At 32.9% G+C, this 19,748-nt stretch carries 18 protein-coding genes; all 18 read right to left on the reverse strand.

The genetic code is table 11. From position 1 onward, the window contains the following. The 18 genes from AC1DKZ_RS15160 to AC1DKZ_RS15245 all read right to left on the reverse strand — a co-directional run bounded on the left by AC1DKZ_RS15160 (position 1) and on the right by AC1DKZ_RS15245 (position 19,745). Positions 1-453: a lasso peptide biosynthesis B2 protein gene (locus AC1DKZ_RS15160; RefSeq protein ID WP_001021513.1), complete on the reverse strand. Its 453-nt coding sequence runs from the start codon at positions 451-453 to the stop codon at positions 1-3. Between the two features lie 45 nt (positions 454-498). Continuing rightward, positions 499-798, reverse strand: coding sequence for a lasso peptide biosynthesis PqqD family chaperone (locus AC1DKZ_RS15165; RefSeq protein ID WP_000095761.1), 300 nt, complete (start codon positions 796-798; stop codon positions 499-501). Continuing rightward, positions 798-1,727 carry an aldolase gene (locus AC1DKZ_RS15170; protein ID WP_002184589.1) on the reverse strand — a complete coding sequence of 310 codons (930 nt, stop codon included), beginning with the start codon at positions 1,725-1,727 and terminating at the stop codon, positions 798-800. Before AC1DKZ_RS15170 ends, AC1DKZ_RS15165 begins: the two co-directional genes overlap by 1 nt. A gap of 106 nt (positions 1,728-1,833) precedes the next feature. Continuing rightward, positions 1,834-1,965, reverse strand: a complete 132-nt coding sequence (locus tag AC1DKZ_RS15175) for a paeninodin family lasso peptide (protein ID WP_000808480.1) — start codon at positions 1,963-1,965, stop codon at positions 1,834-1,836. A 14-nt stretch (positions 1,966-1,979) separates the two neighbouring features. Beyond that, the gene (locus AC1DKZ_RS15180) at positions 1,980-3,917 is read right to left on the reverse strand and encodes a lasso peptide isopeptide bond-forming cyclase (RefSeq protein ID WP_002184588.1); all 1,938 of its coding nucleotides are present in this window, start codon (positions 3,915-3,917) and stop codon (positions 1,980-1,982) included. Positions 3,918-4,947: 1,030 nt separating this feature from the next. Next, the gene (locus AC1DKZ_RS15185) at positions 4,948-6,111 is read right to left on the reverse strand and encodes a DegT/DnrJ/EryC1/StrS family aminotransferase (protein ID WP_476996546.1); all 1,164 of its coding nucleotides are present in this window, start codon (positions 6,109-6,111) and stop codon (positions 4,948-4,950) included. Between the two features lie 13 nt (positions 6,112-6,124). Beyond that, positions 6,125-6,757 (reverse strand): acetyltransferase, encoded by a 633-nt coding sequence (locus AC1DKZ_RS15190; RefSeq protein WP_002184585.1) that lies wholly within the window; start codon positions 6,755-6,757, stop codon positions 6,125-6,127. A 13-nt stretch (positions 6,758-6,770) separates the two neighbouring features. Next, entirely contained in the window at positions 6,771-7,367 is a 597-nt protein-coding gene (locus AC1DKZ_RS15195; RefSeq protein ID WP_002184584.1) for a sugar transferase, read from the reverse strand. A gap of 347 nt (positions 7,368-7,714) precedes the next feature. Next, entirely contained in the window at positions 7,715-9,262 is a 1,548-nt protein-coding gene (locus AC1DKZ_RS15200) for a lipopolysaccharide biosynthesis protein (RefSeq protein WP_002184583.1), read from the reverse strand. 48 nt (positions 9,263-9,310) lie between these two features. Continuing rightward, on the reverse strand, positions 9,311-10,318 hold the full coding sequence (locus AC1DKZ_RS15205) for a glycosyltransferase (protein WP_033734338.1): 1,008 nt from the start codon (positions 10,316-10,318) through the stop codon (positions 9,311-9,313). Between the two features lie 43 nt (positions 10,319-10,361). Next, positions 10,362-11,288, reverse strand: a complete 927-nt coding sequence (locus AC1DKZ_RS15210) for an SP_1767 family glycosyltransferase (protein ID WP_002184581.1) — start codon at positions 11,286-11,288, stop codon at positions 10,362-10,364. 128 nt (positions 11,289-11,416) lie between these two features. After that, complete coding sequence (locus AC1DKZ_RS15215; RefSeq protein WP_476996547.1) at positions 11,417-12,583, reverse strand: acyltransferase family protein; 1,167 nt, start codon at positions 12,581-12,583, stop codon at positions 11,417-11,419. Positions 12,584-12,654: 71 nt separating this feature from the next. Next, on the reverse strand, positions 12,655-13,836 hold the full coding sequence (locus AC1DKZ_RS15220; RefSeq protein ID WP_476996548.1) for a glycoside hydrolase family 88 protein: 1,182 nt from the start codon (positions 13,834-13,836) through the stop codon (positions 12,655-12,657). A 20-nt stretch (positions 13,837-13,856) separates the two neighbouring features. Then, entirely contained in the window at positions 13,857-15,038 is a 1,182-nt protein-coding gene (locus tag AC1DKZ_RS15225; protein ID WP_002184575.1) for a glycosyltransferase, read from the reverse strand. Positions 15,039-15,050: 12 nt separating this feature from the next. Then, a complete protein-coding gene (locus AC1DKZ_RS15230) occupies positions 15,051-16,241 on the reverse strand; it encodes a glycosyltransferase (protein ID WP_033734336.1) in 1,191 nt (396 codons plus the stop codon). Between the two features lie 13 nt (positions 16,242-16,254). Further along, a complete protein-coding gene (locus AC1DKZ_RS15235; RefSeq protein WP_002184572.1) occupies positions 16,255-17,415 on the reverse strand; it encodes a polysaccharide pyruvyl transferase family protein in 1,161 nt (386 codons plus the stop codon). A gap of 17 nt (positions 17,416-17,432) precedes the next feature. Continuing rightward, complete coding sequence (locus AC1DKZ_RS15240; protein ID WP_002184571.1) at positions 17,433-18,464, reverse strand: glycosyltransferase; 1,032 nt, start codon at positions 18,462-18,464, stop codon at positions 17,433-17,435. An 84-nt stretch (positions 18,465-18,548) separates the two neighbouring features. Then, a complete protein-coding gene (locus tag AC1DKZ_RS15245) occupies positions 18,549-19,745 on the reverse strand; it encodes a glycosyltransferase (RefSeq protein ID WP_044439486.1) in 1,197 nt (398 codons plus the stop codon). Positions 19,746-19,748 lie beyond the last annotated feature (3 nt).

A 19,748-nucleotide genomic window follows, 5' to 3' on the forward strand; every position in this document is an offset into this window, starting at 1 on the left:
TTACCCTATCCTTTTTGCAAATTTACCAACAACGGTAAATCTCTTCATTTCTTCTACGCCAGTAATATAAAAGGGCCCGCTACGTAACCACGCATGGGCAATCATATTTCCCGTCTCATCTTTCGCGGTCCCTAAGTAAAGGGTACTTTCAATTTGACGCTTCTCCAACATTTTCATTGCAGCGATAGCTTTAACGAGACACTGGCTTTCCCAAAATGTATAACGGCTCATCATATGCACTGCTTGAGAAATTTTCCTTAACGTAATCTTTTCCGATTCATCATAGCTTAAAGACGTTTCTGCCATATGAATTCCTAATATAGGAGCAGCTTTAGAAAACGGTATACTTTTAAGAATACGAGCCCAGCCTAAATAAAAGAAAGCTTCTATAAGTAATAATTTTGTTCCCATATCGAACGACAAGAAAGCTTTGGCTTTATTTATGATATTCATCGATTCTACTCCTAATCTATTAAATCTGGAACGTTCAATTAAAAATCAAAGTTTTTCATCAACCGAGATTAACCCTTCTGCATACAAATGATTTAAGAAAGAGAGTACTTGTTCCTTACATTCTGCCTCTTCAATCATATATCGAGACAATAATATATCGATCACTTGATTGACAGATATTAATTCATTAATTAAACTCCAAATTTCACCACCTATACCTCCTAAGTTATAGTATTTCCCATTATGGATGCTCATCATCACTTTCTCCCCATCCATATCGCTCACTACATTTTCCTGACCTTGTACAACAAAACTGTGTAATGAAATTGTTTGTTTACTACTCATTATTTTTCCTCCTCTTTTAAAGACTCTAGAATTTTGGATACTAAATCATGTGCCGTAAACTTTGAAATAGGACGTCTCAATTGAAACATATCTATTTTGTTTACGATATTTGTTGAATGCATAAAATGCCATTCCATCATCCCCAATCGTGGGATTAATGAATTCCTATATGTATGACGTAGCAATGTGCGTAGTCTCTCCAGTCCTTCAATCTGCTGAAGTTCAACATCCCCATTTTCTACTTTCACTAACTCGAATACACCTGCCAATGGTAATGGTTCCTCGAAAAAGTTAGCTGTAACGGGGACAGCATATTTAGTTTCCCTTTCAAATAATGGCTGATAATGCGCTGTCTCCATTCCAAACTGATCAAGACTCTCTTTCCATAACTTTTGTTGCGGGTAAGATGGTGTAACAAAAGGAGTATTATCCTCAGAAAGAGACACAGCAATTACATCATCGCTCAAAAGCTTATAACCTTTGCTTAAAAGGGCTGATGCAAGAGTTGATTTTCCAGCTCCTGATCTTCCTACAAAAGCATACGCCTTTCCATTGATGGCTATTACACTTCCATGCAGAGGGAGTATTTTTCTCTGCATCAACAATGCCCCCATACAAGTCCCAAGAATATAAAGCCGAATCTTATCTTGATCAGACCCTTTCATAGGTGAAACAATGATTTTTTCTCCATTTTGAATACAAAACGTAGCAGTTTCGGGGATTTGAAACATAATTAATTCTTCTTCAACTACAAACACTGACTTCGGAGAAGATAACTCTCCCCATAATTGGGACAAATCTGCAGTTTCTATTTTTACGTCTACTTCATTTTCGTAATTACTTACTTGAGGCAATTCCGGCAGGGGAATCTCACTTAATAGGGCTAATCCGAAGGCTTTGTAAATCTCTTTCTTTACAGTATGTATCATCTTTCTCACTCCAAATAGTTGAAAAATTGATTAAAAAAACCCTTATACCGTAATTAAACTATATAAGGGCTGTAAAGCATATAAATCTTATTTAAATATTAGTGCATTAGCTGTGGTGAAGAGCGCCTTGCTCATCCTCATCTTCAAAAACTTGGTCAACAAGTCTCTTTCCAGGTCCAGCCATTGTCATGTTGATATCAAGTACTTCTAATACTGGTGATTGCCATTCTTGTTTCATAATTTCACCCCCTTTCAAATATATTTTTTGATAAATCGATAGACAATAAGACTACGCATCAAAATTCTAAAATCTGGATCAAACACGTATTCTACTCGTGGTTCTCCTTGAATTTTCAAAATCGCGCTCTTAATAATCTCCATATTAAAAAAGTTAGAGGCCACTGGGTCTTTACTAAGCTGCTGAAGTTCCTCGATAAACATTTTCCATGAAGGAATCATGCGATGAACCACATCAGCTGCCTGTATTCCCCGCACACGCTGATTTAATCTTACTTTGTCAGGAAGAAATCCTTTTGTGGACCTCCGGACAAGTGCACGATTTAAGCCATTTTGAACAAATTGTTCGAGTGGTAACGATAAACAGAATCGAATTACCCGTAAGTCATTCGTTGGATCATGCCCTTGTAAACCATAACGCAAGGAGAGCTTTGTTCCACTTGTACCCGTTGTATTCCACAAGTTTAGCTGTTCAAAATGTTTCTGCCTTATTTCATATATATTTGGGATAGAAGCCCCTGTTACTTTCACACCATGTTCTTCAAGCTTTCTAAATACATCAGTACGTTTTGCAAGTTCTGGACTAACTAACGTTGGCAGTTCGTATTGCTGTTCCGAGGAAAACATGTTTTTTATCGATGGAAATGCTTTCTCCCCTATAACTTTCAGTATTCTCGATTTTTTGACCCCAACGTTCTTACCATACAAATCAATTTCACGATAAAGCTGCAACCAGCTGAACTTTTTAAGTAAAATCGCATAATAATCTAAAGCTGGCCCCCAAGAGATTGTGAAATTTCCTCTCGCTCCATTTAAGAGCACCCCAATCCCTTGTTGTTGGGCTTTTTCATAAATTCCTTTCACCCAGACGGAATTTTCGAAAAATTTATATGGCATCTCCATAATCTCAAGCCAATCATCAATTTCTGAGAAAGAATTTTCTCCCGGAAAATTCAAATAATTCCCTTTAATATTCCCTACATGTTGTACTGTAGTTTGAATAAATGGCTTTTCATCAGCAATCGTATGACCACGAGTCCAATCAGTAAACCCTTCCGCAGGTACTGAGCTGAATGTATATAATTTTTTGTTCTCTTTTTGCAGGGCTCTCGCGGCAAAGCTAGCAACAGCTCCTGAATCTAATCCCCCACTTAAATGAGAACCAACATTACGATGAGTACGTAACCTTGATGTTACTGCGCTTTCAAATACGTCCCTGAACGCCTCTTCATAATCTTCATTTGATTTGAGTTGCAACTGCTCCTCTACAAATAACGTGTCATATTTCGCAATACTAACTCTTCCCTTAACTACGGAGATAGTATGAGAAGGCGGGACTTGCTCTATATTTTTATGCACTGTTGAAAATGCATCTATTGTATCAAGCATATTAGGTATCGCTAAATATTCAGCTAACCATTGCTCATTCAATTCCTTCCCGACGTACGGTAAAGAAAACAGCGGCTGTATGCTAGTACAAAAAGCAAATTGATTTTGATTGCGGTAAAAGTAAAAAGTCCGACTTCCTGAAAAATCACGTGCACCAAAAAGCAATTGCTTTCTCTCATCCCAAATCATAAAAGCAAAATCACCAATTAGATACTTTGGTACATGCTCTCCCCACTTTTGATAAGCGAGTAAAATCAACTTACTATCAGGCATCTCTCTTCTATGTACCTTGTCTACTTGCAATCTATCGAATAATTCATTGCGATTATCAATAATAGCATCAGCAGTTATAACCAACTGTGTTTCATAATCATAGTAAGGTAATTGTTCATTAATAGATTCAGATGTTATCCATTTTGCATGGGAGCCAAAAAAAATATTTTCCTTGTGCCATATATCGGTATTGTCACCTGGATAACGAGATAAATCTTTCATGATTCCAATCCTATGTTCAGGCGGTATCGGTTCTCCATTTAAATGGTAAATTCCGGTTATTGCACTCATTTTTTCCTCCCACTACGAGACAATTAAGGGAAAACCCGATGGATAAGCAAATTACTAGATATATCAAAAAAATGTTATTAATATACCAGAAAACCCTTTCCTCAAACTACCTCATTTACGCATAACAGATTTTAAAACCCAATTTTATAGCCTTAAATCTTTTTTCAGTTGAAGTATTCAAGCTTTCAAGCTACCTATCCTATTGTAAACCCTCGCATTTTAATTTTCTCAAAAAAAGAACAAAGGTGTGATTTTCTTAATTCGAATCAAAATATTACCATCTGAATTTTATATAAATAAAAATCACTGAATTTAATATATCAATAAAACGTTTATATTCTTTATAAAGAATATAAACTCAGATTACCATTTCACTATTGCATTGTCAAGTATCTATATACTCAATAAAACGAATATTTATGTATCTTTTTTAGTAACTGTAAGAACAAGTAATACAGTAAAACTTTAATCGGTAGGAGGCTTTACATCCCTACCGACTATTAATCTCACCAATCGAGCTTTTACGAACATTCCATCTATTTTCTTAGTTTCCCTAAAATCTTAAGGTAGTGCTCTTAATACTCATAAATAGCAGGATAAACGTTATATCTTACAAATAAACAGGAGAATTTTCATCTTTTTATATTTTTAAAATTTCTGTGCTATGATATTTTATATAATTTATTATTAACCCACTAATTAAAGTTGATTTTTCACGTGTTATGTTCTCTATTACTTTATTCTCCTGCTTCTTTAATCGAAACAGGAGAATAACCTTTTTATATTTATACCATTTTCACAAAGGGGATGATATAATATGCGTTTACCACTAATAAAAAATACCATCCGCATTTACCATAAGATTATGTACGCTTACTATTTCACTCTTTATAGGGATTGCCGTGACTTTCATTCAAAGAAAATTTTTTTTAGTAAAATGAGATTTCACAAAAACAGCACTAAATAAGATATTAAATCCTCCTAGTTCATTAACACCTTTCTTAATTAAAGCTGTTTCTATTTTTTATCTTTACATGCCAGCACTTACCATCAATATATTCTTAATACATGTAATAACTCTTGTCTGATTTTTTTCTGTCATACCTGATCCAGACGGAAGGCATACGCCTGTTTCAAATAATTTTCTAGAAACATCCTCACTATGCGGATAATACATTACATCTTCAAATAAAGGTTGCATATGAAGAGGCTTCCAAACAGGACGCGCCTCAATGTTTTCATTTTCCAGTTGTTTCAGTAATGCCTGAATCGGTACTCCTGTTTTTTCTTCATCTACAGTAAGAACTGTAAGCCACCGGTTTGAATAAGTATCCTCTAACTCAGGCATAAACTGTATCCCTGGAATATGAGATAATTCTTGATAATATCTATCGAATATTCGTCTTCTTGCATGTACTCTCTCTTGTAAGACCTGCAGCTGTGCTCTACCTACACCTGCTAAAATATTACTCATACGATAATTATATCCAACCTCACTATGTTGGTAGTGTGGAGCCGGATCTCTTGCTTGAGTAGCTAAAAATCTTGCTTTTCTCAATGCTTCGACATCATCCGAAACAAGCATACCTCCACCTGAGGTTGTAATGATTTTATTGCCATTGAATGAATAAACACCGAATTTCCCGAATGTCCCACTCGCTTTACCTTTGTAGGAAGAACCAAGTGATTCCGCTGCATCTTCTACTACTGGAACATTATATGTATTACATAACGAAAGAATCTCATCCATTTTAGCGCTTTGTCCATATAGATTCACAACAATGACAGCTTTCGGAAGTACTCCTTTCTCATTTGCATCACGTAATGCACGTTCTAAAGCTTGTGGCGACATATTCCACGTTTCAAGCTCAGAATCAATAAATACTGGTTTAGCCCCTAAATATAAAATTGGATTTGCGCTCGCTATAAAAGTAAGGCTTGAACAAAACACCGTATCTCCATCTTTTACATCCAGTAAGCGAAGTGCCAAATGGATAGCAGAGGTTCCTGAACTAACTGCAGCCGCATCAAGAACTCCAACATGGGATGAAAGTTCACTTTCAAACGCATCTACATTTGGACCAAGTGGAGCAATCCAATTCATATCAAATGCTTCCCCTATATATTTTTGTTCATTACCGCTCATATGTGGAGCGGAGAGATAGATTCTTGTTTTTTCCTGTGAGTATACCACTTTAAACACTCTCCTATAATTCTTTGTTTATTACTCTAGCTGGAATACCAACTGCCTTACAATTCGCTACAATGTCACGGATCACTGTTGCTCCGGCACCGATAACGGACCAATCGCCAATTGTAATATTTGGAATCACATTAACTCCTGCTCCTATATGTACTCCTGTTCCTACAGTAACGGATCCTGTAAGCACTGCATTGGGGGAAATATGTGCAAAATCATTTACCTTATTATCATGTTCAATAATAGCGCCTGAATTGACAATAACGTGATTCCCAATTCCAACATCTGCATTAACAATTGCACCTGGCATAATAACCGTACCAGCTCCAATCTTTGCACTTAAACTAACAATAGATTGTTTATGTATAAGCGTCGCATAGCGATGACTGGGAATCTCTAACTGCTCCATAATTATCTTTCTTGTTCTGTTATTCCCTATAGCTATCACGAACTTTGTATCTACATGCTCATCCATTAACTTTACAGCTGCAGAAATAGGTCCAAAATAAACACCATCCTCAATTTTTAACTCTTTATACACATCATCTAATTGCGCAATGATTTCATAATTTCCATACGATAGGATAATATCTCGGATTACTTTACTATGACCACCTGCCCCAATCATAATTATTCGCATCCATCTCACCTCCTCAAGAATTCTTTGTCCCATTAAATTTTTCCACAGTTACATGCCCAACCTGATTGATTCCTTCTGACTTAAATACTTTCTTTGCCGTTAACAACAAAATTTTCATATCAAGCCAAAAAGTCCGTTTTTTTGCATACCATACATCAAAATCAAATTTTTCCTCCCAAGAAATCGCGTTTCTGCCATTTACTTGGGCCCATCCCGTAATCCCTGGTCTGACATTATGTCGCTTGGCCTGCTCTTCTGTGTATAGTTCCAAATACTCCATCAATAATGGTCTTGGACCTACCAAACTTAAGTCCCCTTTTATAACATTAAACAACTGTGGCCATTCATCTAAACTATATTTTCTCAGAAACCCTCCGAAACGGGTAAACCTTACATCATCGGGCAACACATTCCCCTCACTATCCTTCTCGTCAGTCATAGTTCTAAACTTATAAAGAAAAAAAGGGACACCATGCAATCCCGGGCGTTGCTGCTTAAATATGATAGGGGAACCCAACTTAATTCTAACTAAAACAGCCACTATTATAATAAGAGGTAAAAGAAACACCAATAATGACAAAGAAACGAACAAATCGAAAAGTCTTTTCATATATAATCATACTCCTAATTTGGTTTATGTATTAACCTCTACTCTATAACTGCCTAAAACTTCTATCTTCATAAAAAGCAGCCCCATTCATAGTTGAAAAATAACGAATTGATTTACTTTTTTATTTAGGGACATGTCATGCAAAATATTTAATTAAAATACTCAGTAATAAGAACACCACCATATTCAACAGAACATAGTGGTGTTTCATTTCTAAAAGATTCTTAATATTTTCCTTTTATTTACTTGCTCTTACTTTAAAGCATTATAATTTTGTGTCAATTCATTAGGCGCTGGTGCTCGATGGATTGGGTTAGTAACAGGATTATAGAAATGTAGATTTCAAATTAAAAAGTGCCCTTTTTGTTTGACTGAATTTTCACCCTCAGGTTTCCCATTATACTTTTAACAACTCCAAATAAATACTTAAATTCATCTGTCTTATAAAAAACAAATACATAAATAGTATTTGGAATTATTAAACAAATCATCCCTCTTAATATTAATTCTAGTAATCCATTATACGGAATAAGACCACATATTAAACTTGTGATAACACAAGCTCCTAGCCCTATCATCACATAGTAAGTATATTTTAAAAAATAATCCCTAACCGGTTTACGGAATACTTTCTTATATACTAAATAAGGAGCAATCCAAAATGGAACCACTAGTGTACTTATAAGTGTTCCAATAAAAACACCTGTTATGCCCATATATTGCACCAAGACAATAGAAGCCACCAGATTCACGGCAGCCTCTAAAAAGGGCGCATACCTATCTTCATGAAAAATCCCTGATGTTGTTTTGACCATAGATATAGAGCGTCTCATTCCTGATACATAAAAATTCATCATTAATATAATTAACACACTTATATCCATAATAAATTTCGAACCAATCCATAAAGTAATAAAGGGTTGCATTATAATATATAAAAATATGGAAAAAAATGAGTATATCCAAAAATTACAAAGCATAGTAATCTTAAATATACTATAAATTTTTTCATCGCTTTCTTTTGCCACCAAATTCCCTACACTATGATTAATATTATCAAATATTTGATTTATAAAGGTTCTACAAATGTTAATTAACATATAATAATTTGAATACAATCCAACAGCTGTAACACTGACAAAAGACGCAATTAACATGTTATCAGTACCAAAGACAATATATCCACCTATATTATGTAGCACTAAAGCCTTTACATTTTTAACAATATTACTTTTGGTTTCACTATCTAATTTGCTTGCTGCTTTATTTTTTAAAAATGGGTACATCTTATCTACCAATATAGCCAAGAACGCAGAGGTACTGATTGTTATAATAATATCGATTATTAGATATAAAATATAACTATGCGTAAAGTATAAAATTCCTATTTTAATGCAAGTAGATATAATAGATGAGATAGAATAAATCCCTGTAACAATATATCCCTTTTGACAAACATTTAAAAATGAGGTTTTATAAGAAAATAGATAAGATGAAGCTGTATTAATTAAAAATATAATATAAATAAAATGAATATTGTCTACCTTTGCATCTTTAGCGATATATCCAAGAAAAGGTAACAAAAGTAATCCTAGTAACAATACTATTAAAGCTATTGCCATATATGCCTTTCTATAAAAATTCATAAGCATATTGATTCTATCCTGATTATTTTCTGCCACTGGTTTATATAGATTATATATGATAGCAGATCCTATTCCTGCTTCAGCTAAAGATAACATTCCTAATATATTAGTAAATAATCCATTTACCCCCAGATACTCAACACCTAAATAAGTAATAAATATGGTTCTGGAAGCAAAACTTAGTAACGTAATAATAACTTGACTACCTATACCGGCTGATATATTAATTATTGAATTTTTAACTCTCATTTTTCCTCCCACTTCAGAAAGTATGAAATCACTTTCAACCCACGAGCATTACCTGATTTCTCTTTTATATGCTGCAACTATTAAAGGATACACTTTAAACTTTATTGCTAAATAATATATATACTCCTTAAAGTTATTGCATCGATATGAAAAACCAATTCCTTTTACACTATCTGAGAACATTTCATAATTCACTATTCTACGAAAAGCATTATTAACATCCACATTAGGGGCGCTTTTTAAATTATTAATCAAGAGTCTATATATGTGATTTATATAATAATTAGCCATATCTTTTTTAAATTGCTTATCGTGTAGTAAACCAAATTCTTGTGAAAGTTGTCTTCTCATTTGATATTGTAAAACTAAACTGTTCTCTAAATTTGGTTTATACGGAACCCTCATTAAGCTATTTGGATTATTAATAGTATAAAAATAAAGAACTTCTGAGACTGCACATACCCTTTGTGAGTGCAATAAAAACTCTAAATTAAAAATAACATCTTCTCCAATAAACACTTGTTCATTAAATCTGATGTTTTCTTCTTTTATAATGCTTAAATTGTATATATACCTCCATGCAAAGCATAGATCATTCTTGGAATGAACATTTGGAGAGCTCAGTACAAAATCTCTCCCGTTCATAACAGTATCTAATTTGAAGTTAGGAATAATACTATTATTATTTGGAACAGTTTTGTATCCGCATATTACAGCATCACACTTTTTATCTTCCGCAATACCATATAACCTAGTAAAATAGTTTTCGCTTACCTCATCATCGGGATCTATAAACACTATATACTTCCCTGTAGCAGCCTCGATCCCTGCATTCCTTGCGCTACTCACTCCTCCATTTTCTTTATAGATTACTTTAATTCTATTATCCTTTTCTAAATATTCTTCACATATTTCACCACATTTATCTGTTGAACCATCATTGACTAGAACTAATTCAATATTGACGAAAGGCTGTTTTAAAACACTTTCAATACATCTAGCTAACCATTTTTCCACATTATATATGGGAACAATAACACTTATTAATTCATGCAATCCTTTCACCTCTACATTACTTACATAAGTTAAACCCTCATGCCTATCTTATTACAGCTTTAATTTCACTTAAATATTTCTCATCTTGAATATCGCCCACATTTTGTCCAGCACCCGCTTCACATACGTACTTATTTTCAATTTTGATTTTAGTTTTTGCTTGTCTTAAAAACCATTCGTATTCAATATCCACATGCCCTATATCAATTGCTTGATATCCCTCTTTATACAAATCATATGCTAATATAGTAGCAGTAGGCCCTATTGCTAATAGAATCAATTTAGATTTATTATTTTTTTTTGCTGCTGTTAAGATGTTATTGTAATGTAAGAATGCGTGCTCCTCTGGTACTAAAATCCTTTCAATTGATTTAGCATTTTCAAACAGATCATTTCCAATACCTAATCTACTCTTACTACCCTCTATTAAAACTATATCCCTATCTTTCCATATTAATTTTAATAATATAAACCATTCTTTACATTTTGACTTATCTCGAAAGGGATAATAGAATCTCGATATAAAGGAATTATAATATACTTTTCCCTTCTTCAAGTCTTTATACCACTTTAATCTATATTTTGCAGTATGAAGACTCCAATAATCCTTTGGTTCATCTGCATATTTTGATAAATCTTGAAAAACATCCGGCAAACAAACTAAGAACTTCTCATCTTCACTTAGCAATATTTCTTTTAATCTTTTTGATAACAAATGATCAGCCCGTTGAAATGTTATATCTAGATTATGAATTAATTTAAATTCACCATCACCATACCTGGCTACGGAAGCTTTATCATGAATAATTTTTTTTAAAGTTTCATCTATAGATTGAATTCTAGGGGGCTTGAAAAAGCACTTCGTGAATCGATCTTTTATGATAGTTAATCGATTCAAACTCTGAATTTTGATATCGATCCATTTATTCCAAATAAAAACTAACATACTTTTTATTTTTATTTGCACCATACCAAGCTCCTTTCTAATACTTTTCTCGATAGAGCATTAGATTATCTTTCCTCTTTTTCTTAAGAAAATTACTCTTATCCCTCTATTCACATCTTACATAATATTTATTCTTATTATTTTCCAATTTTTCAACTAGCCTTTTTTCTCAACGAAACATCGCCTCTAGAATTTTTAGTGGCAAGTTTCCGGCCTATTTTTATTGATGGAATTTCAATAAATTTATAGCATAAGACCGACACAACCATAGTAAATAAGAAAGAAATTAATAAAATTAAAGGCACTGGTATCTTTCCATAGAAAATATGAACTGTTGTTAATAGAACAATTGGATGTACTAAATAAAGACTATATGATATTTCCCCTATAAATTGTACTGGTTTAATCAGTAATAATTTAGAAAATAGTTTTGAACTTAGAGCGGATAGAATAATTAAAACTGCACCAAAACATATATACCAATCGATGATAATAAGATACAAATCATAATCAATTTCACCAATTAGTTTGGAAAGTAACATAAATGGGATACGTGGATAGCTAAAAAATAAAAGACCTAAAGGCAATAATATATATTTTACTTTTGAATTAATAATTTTACTCACTAAATATTCTCTGTTTTTGGCTAGTAGTGCACCAATAATAAACATTGAGCTATAATGTAATGTGATAAAGTAATTGGTGGATACTGGCATATTAAATTCGCTTGGAATGTTCTTCATTAATAAATAACCAATAACTGATAAAAACATCGCTATCCCAATACTTACTTTCCAGTTTACTCTAAGTAAAAGAAAAATAATTAAAGGAAACACTATGGAAATTCGCATCTCGTGAACTAATGACCAAATCACCATAATAAACGCATCAGAATTAAATTCTCTCAAGAATAAAATATGATCCATTACTCTATTAAAAGAAACTTCTATGTTCCATGAACCCCATTGTACCAAACCAGGAATGGTACCAATTTTAGAATGAATCCCCAATTTAATTCCTATTGCAATAAAAAGAATCACAATATAAGGAATGTAAATCCTACAAACTCTTTTAATAAGATACTTTAAATAATTAAATTCCGTCCCTTTATAAAAAGGCAAGGATAGAACAAATCCACTTAACACAAAAAATATAATAACAGCCGAATGACCTTGCCATAATATAGAAAAATAGGCTCCAAATGTTGAATACATTACCTTTTTACCTAATATCGGAAATAATGCTAAGAAGTGTCCTAATAGAACAATGATTGCAGCAATACCCCGAAGGGAATCCAATTCTTTATAACGTCTCGTCATAATTCTTCCCTCTGTTCTAAAATAAATTTATTAATCTGACTATTAAAATTTAGTCATCCTTATAAGGATGACTAAATTTTATAATTATTACGTAAATTAATTAATCTAATACAAAACCCTTGTGTGAATGGCAATATCTCGAATAACTTAGAATATACACCTATATCCTTCGTATCACCTTGAGAGAAGTCGACCGCTCCGTTTCTTCTTGTCACTCCCATCAAATAACCGATAGCTTTATCTGCACTTTCCAAACATTCCTTTGAAATATCTTCTATCTTTGCTGCATTCAACATAAACCACCCCAGTGTGGATGTAGCGGAGGAATCTGGTCCGCATTCGTTCCTGGTTACAGTCCAATTCCAATTGCCTTGTTGTTGAAATTTCATCGTAGCTTTTGCAAATTCACGTACACTTTCTTCTAATACAGGTTTATAGCCGTTGTTTTCTGGTAATTCATTCCAGGTATCTATAAGACCTATAGCAAACCATCCAAGACCTCTTCCCCAGCCATATAAACCTAGGGGAACTTTATCTTCTAATCTATAAGCATGACATGGTATATGACTTAAGTTTAACATTCCATATGTTTCATATTCTTTAATCTGCTTTACAGCCAAATCTATACACTCACTTTTGTTATACCTAATGCCGTAAGTCACTAAGAATGGACATATGAAACCAATAGTATCTACGTATCGATACCCCTTCATAAACTTTCTATATTCTATCGTACCATCCTCACCTATATGCTCTTGTATCATTTCCCAGGTAGCATCCAAAGCTTTTTTATATTTATCTATCTCCTCAAAATCCAGCTTCATAATAGCATAAGCAAGTATTGCTCCATCTACATACTGAGGTTTGTGTACCCACTGACCGTTAGAATCAAATTTGGAGTTCAAAAACTTTGTGATTTCATGTTTTACTGCTCTGTCATCATTATATTTCAGGTATTCAGACAACCCTAATATTAAAGATGCTTCTTGCCAATGCTGTATAGCGCTTTTCGTATAATTTCCTTTCAACATATCAATTGCTATTAATCTTGTGTTATCAGTTACCTTAATCTTTGGTGTTTTATTTAGCCACTTAACACCTATATGAGTGATTGACTGATTCCATAAGCTTTTATCCGTATATCTTCCTATTTTTATTCTTCCCAACCAATTCTTTCCTATAGGAATGAAATCAATCACTACAATAATTGCAATTACGGCAAGTAACACAAAGCACGCTGCCTGTATAACCATATAATTATGTCCTTTCTATACTACTTAAATAATGTATATAATTTTTTTATCTCCGACTCGGTTCCTAGCTCTTCATCTGATAAGTTCTTTATTAACTTATTTCTTAATTCTTCATTATGTATTAATTTCTTAATTCCCTCCGAAAGTGAGTGAGCATCCATGTCTATAATCAGCCCATTTTCTTCATTTTTAATTTGGTCTTTAGCTGTACTGAAATTTGTTAACACTATTGGTTTATGCAGTATTTTTGCTTCGTCTATTGCGATAGATTTTCCTTCGAACCTGGATGGTTGTACATATATATCTGCTTCTCTTATATACGGATAGGGATTTTCTTTCAGTCCTAACAGTAAAAAATGATCTTGAAGTTGATTTTCTTCTATCATTTTTTCTAACTTACCTCGCCCTTCCCCTTCTCCAATGATATACCACTTTATTTCATATCCATCTCCAACCAGATTCTTACATGCTTCTATAGCCAAATCAAATCCCTTTTCATGACTTAACCTTCCTACAGAAACAAGCTTTACCCCTTTACGCTCTAGATCTACCTTTTCCTGTGACATTTTATTTATCGTACTTGGAGATACGATGTTATGAATAACACCTATTTTGTCGTTATATATAGAAAATCTTTGTTTTAAAACATTGGCACATTCCTCAGACACCGTCACTATATGATCCAATGAACGAAAATAACCCATATCAATGCTAGGATCCATTCCTAATTTGTCATAATCAGTGTGTATAAAACCAATTTTCTTATTCGCATTTACTTTGTCTATACAAAAGTAAACTGGGTTTTTTTCTAAGTACCCAATCGCTACATCATACTTTTTACTTATATTCTGTAAAGATTTTGATAGATATCGCCATACTCTCTGTTCACAACGGGCTTTGTTTTTTTCACTTTTAAATATGTAACCTGCACAAACCCTTGATAAGGCTATATCTAGTCTTCCTTGTCGCAAGCATTTCATGATAGCTGCTTTTATCGGCATATCAAACAACTGATACTCAGAAGGTTCTTCCAATACATTCACTTGTTTAGGGATTTTATTAAGGAATAAACCTTCATGCTTAAATAAAAATAAATCCACATTATAGCGAGAGTAATCCATCGTATTCAACAGAGAGATTAATGACTTTTCAGCCCCACCGCAGTTCAAATTATTGATAACAAATAATACGTCTTTTTTCATAATAATCACCTTTTAAAGAATTCCGTAGAGCTTATTTATTTCTTTTTCGGTTCCTAACTTTTCTGTAGATAAATTATTTACGATTCTTTCCCTTAATTCTATATCTTTGATAAGCCTTTCAATTTCAGTTGCTATTCCTTCTTCAGACATCTCAGCAATAATTCCGTTTATTCCATGATTCATTTGATCTTTTGCAGTTTCAAAGTTGGTCACCACTATCGGTTTATGCAATATTTTTGCTTCATCAATTGCTATAGACTTACCTTCATACCTAGATGGTTGCACATATATATCTGCTTTTCGTATATAAGGATAGGGATTTTCTCGAACCCCCAAAATTGTAAAATGGTTTGATAGATGATGATCTTCTATTAAACGTTCTAATGCATCTTTTTCATTTCCATCCCCTAATACGTACCACTTTATCTTGTATCCTTTTTCAAGAAGTAACTTGCAAGATTTCACCGCTAAATCTAAACCCTTTTCATGACTTAATCTGGCGACAGTAATAATATTGGTATAATGTCTATCAAACAAACTGTCATCTTCTATATCTTCTTTAGATAAATCGTATATAATGCTAGGAGCTACTATATTATATATAATCGTAACTTTATTTTTTAGTTGTGGAAAATTTTCTTGTAACGATTTTGCACACTCTTCCGAAACCGTTATTAGATTATCTAGTTGTTCAAAATATGGATTATCAAACTGACGATCCATACCTGAATTCGAGTAGTTTGTATGTATCCATCCGGCCTTTTTTTTCGCATTCACTTTATCAACTACAAAATATATTGAAGACTTCTCAAGATAACCAATCGCTACATCGTACTCTTTCCTTAAAACTTCAAATGACTTACTTTGATATTCCCATGTATACTGTTCTGAAATAGCAGCATTCTTTATCAATCTATTCTTGATGGTGAACATTAATCTTGAATATACCAATTTAATTTGCCCATTCTTTAAAAAGCCCATTATTGAATTTTTAAGGCTCGATGCAAATATTTTATAATCACTTGGCAAATCTAATATATTTACCTCTCTTGGTATTGAATTCATGAATGTTCCTGTTTTACTAAACAAAAATAAATCTACATCATATAAACTGTAATCTATTTGTGATAGTAGATTTATCAAGCTTTTCTCTCCACCACCAGTAGATAAACTAGGCATAACAAATAGTAGTTTTTTTTTCATAATATACCCCAAATTAATTAGACAATTCTTTCAAATACTCTACTGCTTTGTAGGACATTTTCTTTACATTAGGTATAGATTGTCGTAGCTTTTGCCTTATTTCCTCTTCCTCCCGTACCATCTCATCAAATCTTGCTTTTAATTTATTACTATCAGATATCTCCTCTATATCTAAAACTAATTTTTCTTCCCCAAATATATCTTTAGATATCCCTTTGGACTTTACACTATATCCCAATACCATAGTCGGAATAAAACTAGAGTAAGCAGCTATAGTTGCATGCGTTCGAGCTCCTATAAAGAAACGCATTCTAGCTATATACCCCTTATACTGTATTGCATTTAAGTTATCTGGTAACAGAATCACTCTGCCTGTGTCCTTAAATTCTTGGTAATATTTGTAGAGAACTTCGTAATCATTGTTCCCATCTTCAATAACGTGAGGTGTAAGAGCAATCGTCATATCTGTAGTATTTAATATATGATTAATTAACTCTCTTACCGCGACTTGAGAATTCTCATTTCTATTCCATACAAGCGGGCTAAAATTAAGACCCATTGTATTTCCTTCCTGCCATCCATTAGGCAACTCCAATTCTTCTTTTTCCATTGTAAACGCAGCATCAGCACACAATTGAACATTATTTAATCCTTGTTTTATTAACATATTATAGGTAAGGCTTTCGCGTGCTAATATTAAATCAAAGAGCTTTAGATCTTCCAACTTTCTTTCAGACATATCCTCTTCTCCTATAGAACATCCCCATAGTACTAGCTTTTTCCCCTGCATTTTTACTCTTCTATCAATCTCATACCACCCAGGTTGCTCTCCATAGCAATAATTATCCCCTCCGATAGATAAACATACATCGGAACTTTTTATATGCTTTATTATGTTATGATGAATTTTCCCTAATGCATAAGACTCATCGTTAAAGAGTTTTACTTTAACTGAGGACAATAACCAATCATATGAATATTTTTTCAGACTGCGGCTAGAACCATCATATATATAATCTAACTTATTGATTACCTTATCTGTTTCAGGTCTATCTGATGCCAAACATACTTTTGCCCCATCTATTTTTTCTTTTATAATATTTGTAGAAGCTCGAACTATCGCTTCGCACCCTCTATTCAAACTGCCCCCATGGGCAAACATCATAAACTTCACACTAAATTCCTCCAGTTTTATTTATTTCTAAGCCTGCTGTAAGAGACTGCGAAGTATAACCCCACAGTAGATTTTCTTTTAATCATATTTATTAAAAATTTCTCATATCTACCAAGCTTGCTATAAGTTACTTCACAATATAGCGGCAATGCCTCTCTAACATATTTATTGCATATCATATTTTTTATGTATTCATATCTCTCACTAAACCGTATTTCCTTAGACGGTTCAAAATAAATATATACGTAGGAAATTACACTATTTATAAACTTTCTTGATTTCAATTCACGTATCTTTGCCTTATCGACCTTTTCGATGTAAATTTTCGGTAGTTCCATATTATATACTTCCACAGCTCGCTTGAAATAATCTTTTTTTGAGATATCCCGAGTTGCGCTACCCGCTACATCCCTATAATAATATCCCGTATAATCTATATATTCCATATTAGTTGCATTGCTAAAAAATTGAATATTAAACATTCCATCTTCTCCTAATGCGACCTTCTCTGGAAACTTCACATTATTTTTCGTTATTATGCTATTTTTATAAATTTTGTTTACAGCAGTATTTAAATTATCGCTTTTAAGAAAATAGGGTAGTATCTCTTTATTTATATATTCTTTTTTTAGAACGATATTAGTTGGAAATGGATATTCAATTGTTACCTTATGCCCTTCAATCTCACTTCTTAAATTTGATATAACTACATCACAATTGCTTTGTTTTGCTGAATTATACAGAGTTTCATACATATCCGCTTCTACATAATCATCAGCATCAACAAATCCAATATATTCACCATTAGCTATAAGAAGTCCTTGATTCCTTGCAATACTCACACCTTGATTTTTTTGATTTATAAGTATAATCCTGTCATCTAGTGCCCTATACTTTTCAATAATCTCTACGCTATTGTCCGTTGAACCATCATTAATAAAGATAAATTCGCAGTTATGAAGCACCTGATTTAACAGTGATTCTATACACCGAGTAATATATTTACCAGCATTATAAACCGGTATAATTACACTGACATTTCTATTCATGGGCAAATCACCCCTTTGCTTTGAATCCCTTATACTTTCATTTTTAAAAATTTTTGTAGTTGTACCAATACACTTAATAAACTTTTAAGCCTCTATAATTTCATACAACTTATTTAATTCATACTTATTACTATAATCAGTATTACTACAATTGTTAGCTAACTGCTTTCTTACGGTAGCATCCTTATACAATTTTTCTATTCCATCTGCTATTCCTTCAACGGATAATTCCGTAATATATCCGTCAACCCCATTTTTCACTTGACTGTTTGCGGTTGTATAATTTGTAATTAGGACTGGTTTTGCAAGTATCTGAGCCTCTCCTACTGTAACAGCTTTTCCCTCATATCTAGATGGTTGGACATATAAATCAGCTTCTTTTATATATGGATATGGATTAATTTGCTTTCCTAGCAACACAAAGCTATTTTCTAATTTCAAATCCCTTATTAGATTTTTAATCATTGTTTCGTCTCCACCATATCCAACTACATACCAGGCTATATTCTCATAGCCTTTATCTTTCAATATCCTTAAAGCCCTAACAGCATTATCGATTCCTTTTGCATGAGATAGTCTAGCCACAGTTATAACTTTAAAACGGTTATCAAGAAGCATAGGGGTATCTATTTCTTCATTCGCCATGTCTCTAATAAACTGCGGGGAGGTTATATTTTCCATTACTATAACCTTATTTTTTAATGCACTATATTTTTTTAAAAATGAATTTTTGCATGCCTCTGATACAGCTACAATACAATCAAATTTATTCCATACTTTTAAATCCATCTCTATATCTGTCTCAATTGTAGAATAATCTGTATGAATCCATGCTATTTTTTTCTTAGCCTTGACCTTATCTGCTACAAAATAATGCGGCCACAAATAACTAATTGCAACATCATACTCTTTATCTAGTTTAGGTAAAAATGGAATAGCATATTTCCACATTAATTGCATTTGATAATATCCCGTCTCTACTATTCCTTTAGCTTTTCCTGCAAAACGAGTATTTATCTTAGATAAAATTCTAGAAAATCCAATGCCATACTCTTTATCCTTTAAAGTTTCTCCGATTGACTTCCTAAAGGTGGTGTATTGTGGAACTTCTTCTAATAAATTTACCTTGTTACAAACTAATTCCATAAAATCCCCTTGATGTCTATACAGCATTAAATCAACAGCGTATTTTTTGTAATCAAAACCCTCAAGCATACTTATAAGGCTTCTTTCTACTCCTCCAACTTCCATATCAAATGAGGCCACCAGTATATCCTTCATATA

The sequence above is a fragment of the Bacillus sp. 05T21 genome (assembly GCF_056396785.1).

Bases quoted from the DNA above. Each gene is read 5' to 3' on its own strand.
- AC1DKZ_RS15175 (WP_000808480.1), bottom strand. From the start codon at position 1,965: ATGAAACAAGAATGGCAATCACCAGTATTAGAAGTACTTGATATCAAC.
- AC1DKZ_RS15170 (WP_002184589.1), bottom strand. From the start codon at position 1,727: ATGATACATACTGTAAAGAAAGAGATTTACAAAGCCTTCGGATTAGCC.
- AC1DKZ_RS15225 (WP_002184575.1), bottom strand. From the start codon at position 15,038: ATGAAAAAAGACGTATTATTTGTTATCAATAATTTGAACTGCGGTGGG.
- AC1DKZ_RS15220 (WP_476996548.1), bottom strand. From the start codon at position 13,836: ATGGTTATACAGGCAGCGTGCTTTGTGTTACTTGCCGTAATTGCAATT.
- AC1DKZ_RS15180 (WP_002184588.1), bottom strand. From the start codon at position 3,917: ATGAGTGCAATAACCGGAATTTACCATTTAAATGGAGAACCGATACCG.
- AC1DKZ_RS15160 (WP_001021513.1), bottom strand. From the start codon at position 453: ATGAATATCATAAATAAAGCCAAAGCTTTCTTGTCGTTCGATATGGGA.
- AC1DKZ_RS15245 (WP_044439486.1), bottom strand. From the start codon at position 19,745: ATGAAGGATATACTGGTGGCCTCATTTGATATGGAAGTTGGAGGAGTA.
- AC1DKZ_RS15240 (WP_002184571.1), bottom strand. From the start codon at position 18,464: ATGAATAGAAATGTCAGTGTAATTATACCGGTTTATAATGCTGGTAAA.
- AC1DKZ_RS15215 (WP_476996547.1), bottom strand. From the start codon at position 12,583: ATGACGAGACGTTATAAAGAATTGGATTCCCTTCGGGGTATTGCTGCA.
- AC1DKZ_RS15165 (WP_000095761.1), bottom strand. From the start codon at position 798: ATGAGTAGTAAACAAACAATTTCATTACACAGTTTTGTTGTACAAGGT.
- AC1DKZ_RS15200 (WP_002184583.1), bottom strand. From the start codon at position 9,262: ATGAGAGTTAAAAATTCAATAATTAATATATCAGCCGGTATAGGTAGT.
- AC1DKZ_RS15210 (WP_002184581.1), bottom strand. From the start codon at position 11,288: ATGGTGCAAATAAAAATAAAAAGTATGTTAGTTTTTATTTGGAATAAA.
- AC1DKZ_RS15230 (WP_033734336.1), bottom strand. From the start codon at position 16,241: ATGAAAAAAAAACTACTATTTGTTATGCCTAGTTTATCTACTGGTGGT.
- AC1DKZ_RS15195 (WP_002184584.1), bottom strand. From the start codon at position 7,367: ATGAAAAGACTTTTCGATTTGTTCGTTTCTTTGTCATTATTGGTGTTT.
- AC1DKZ_RS15190 (WP_002184585.1), bottom strand. From the start codon at position 6,757: ATGCGAATAATTATGATTGGGGCAGGTGGTCATAGTAAAGTAATCCGA.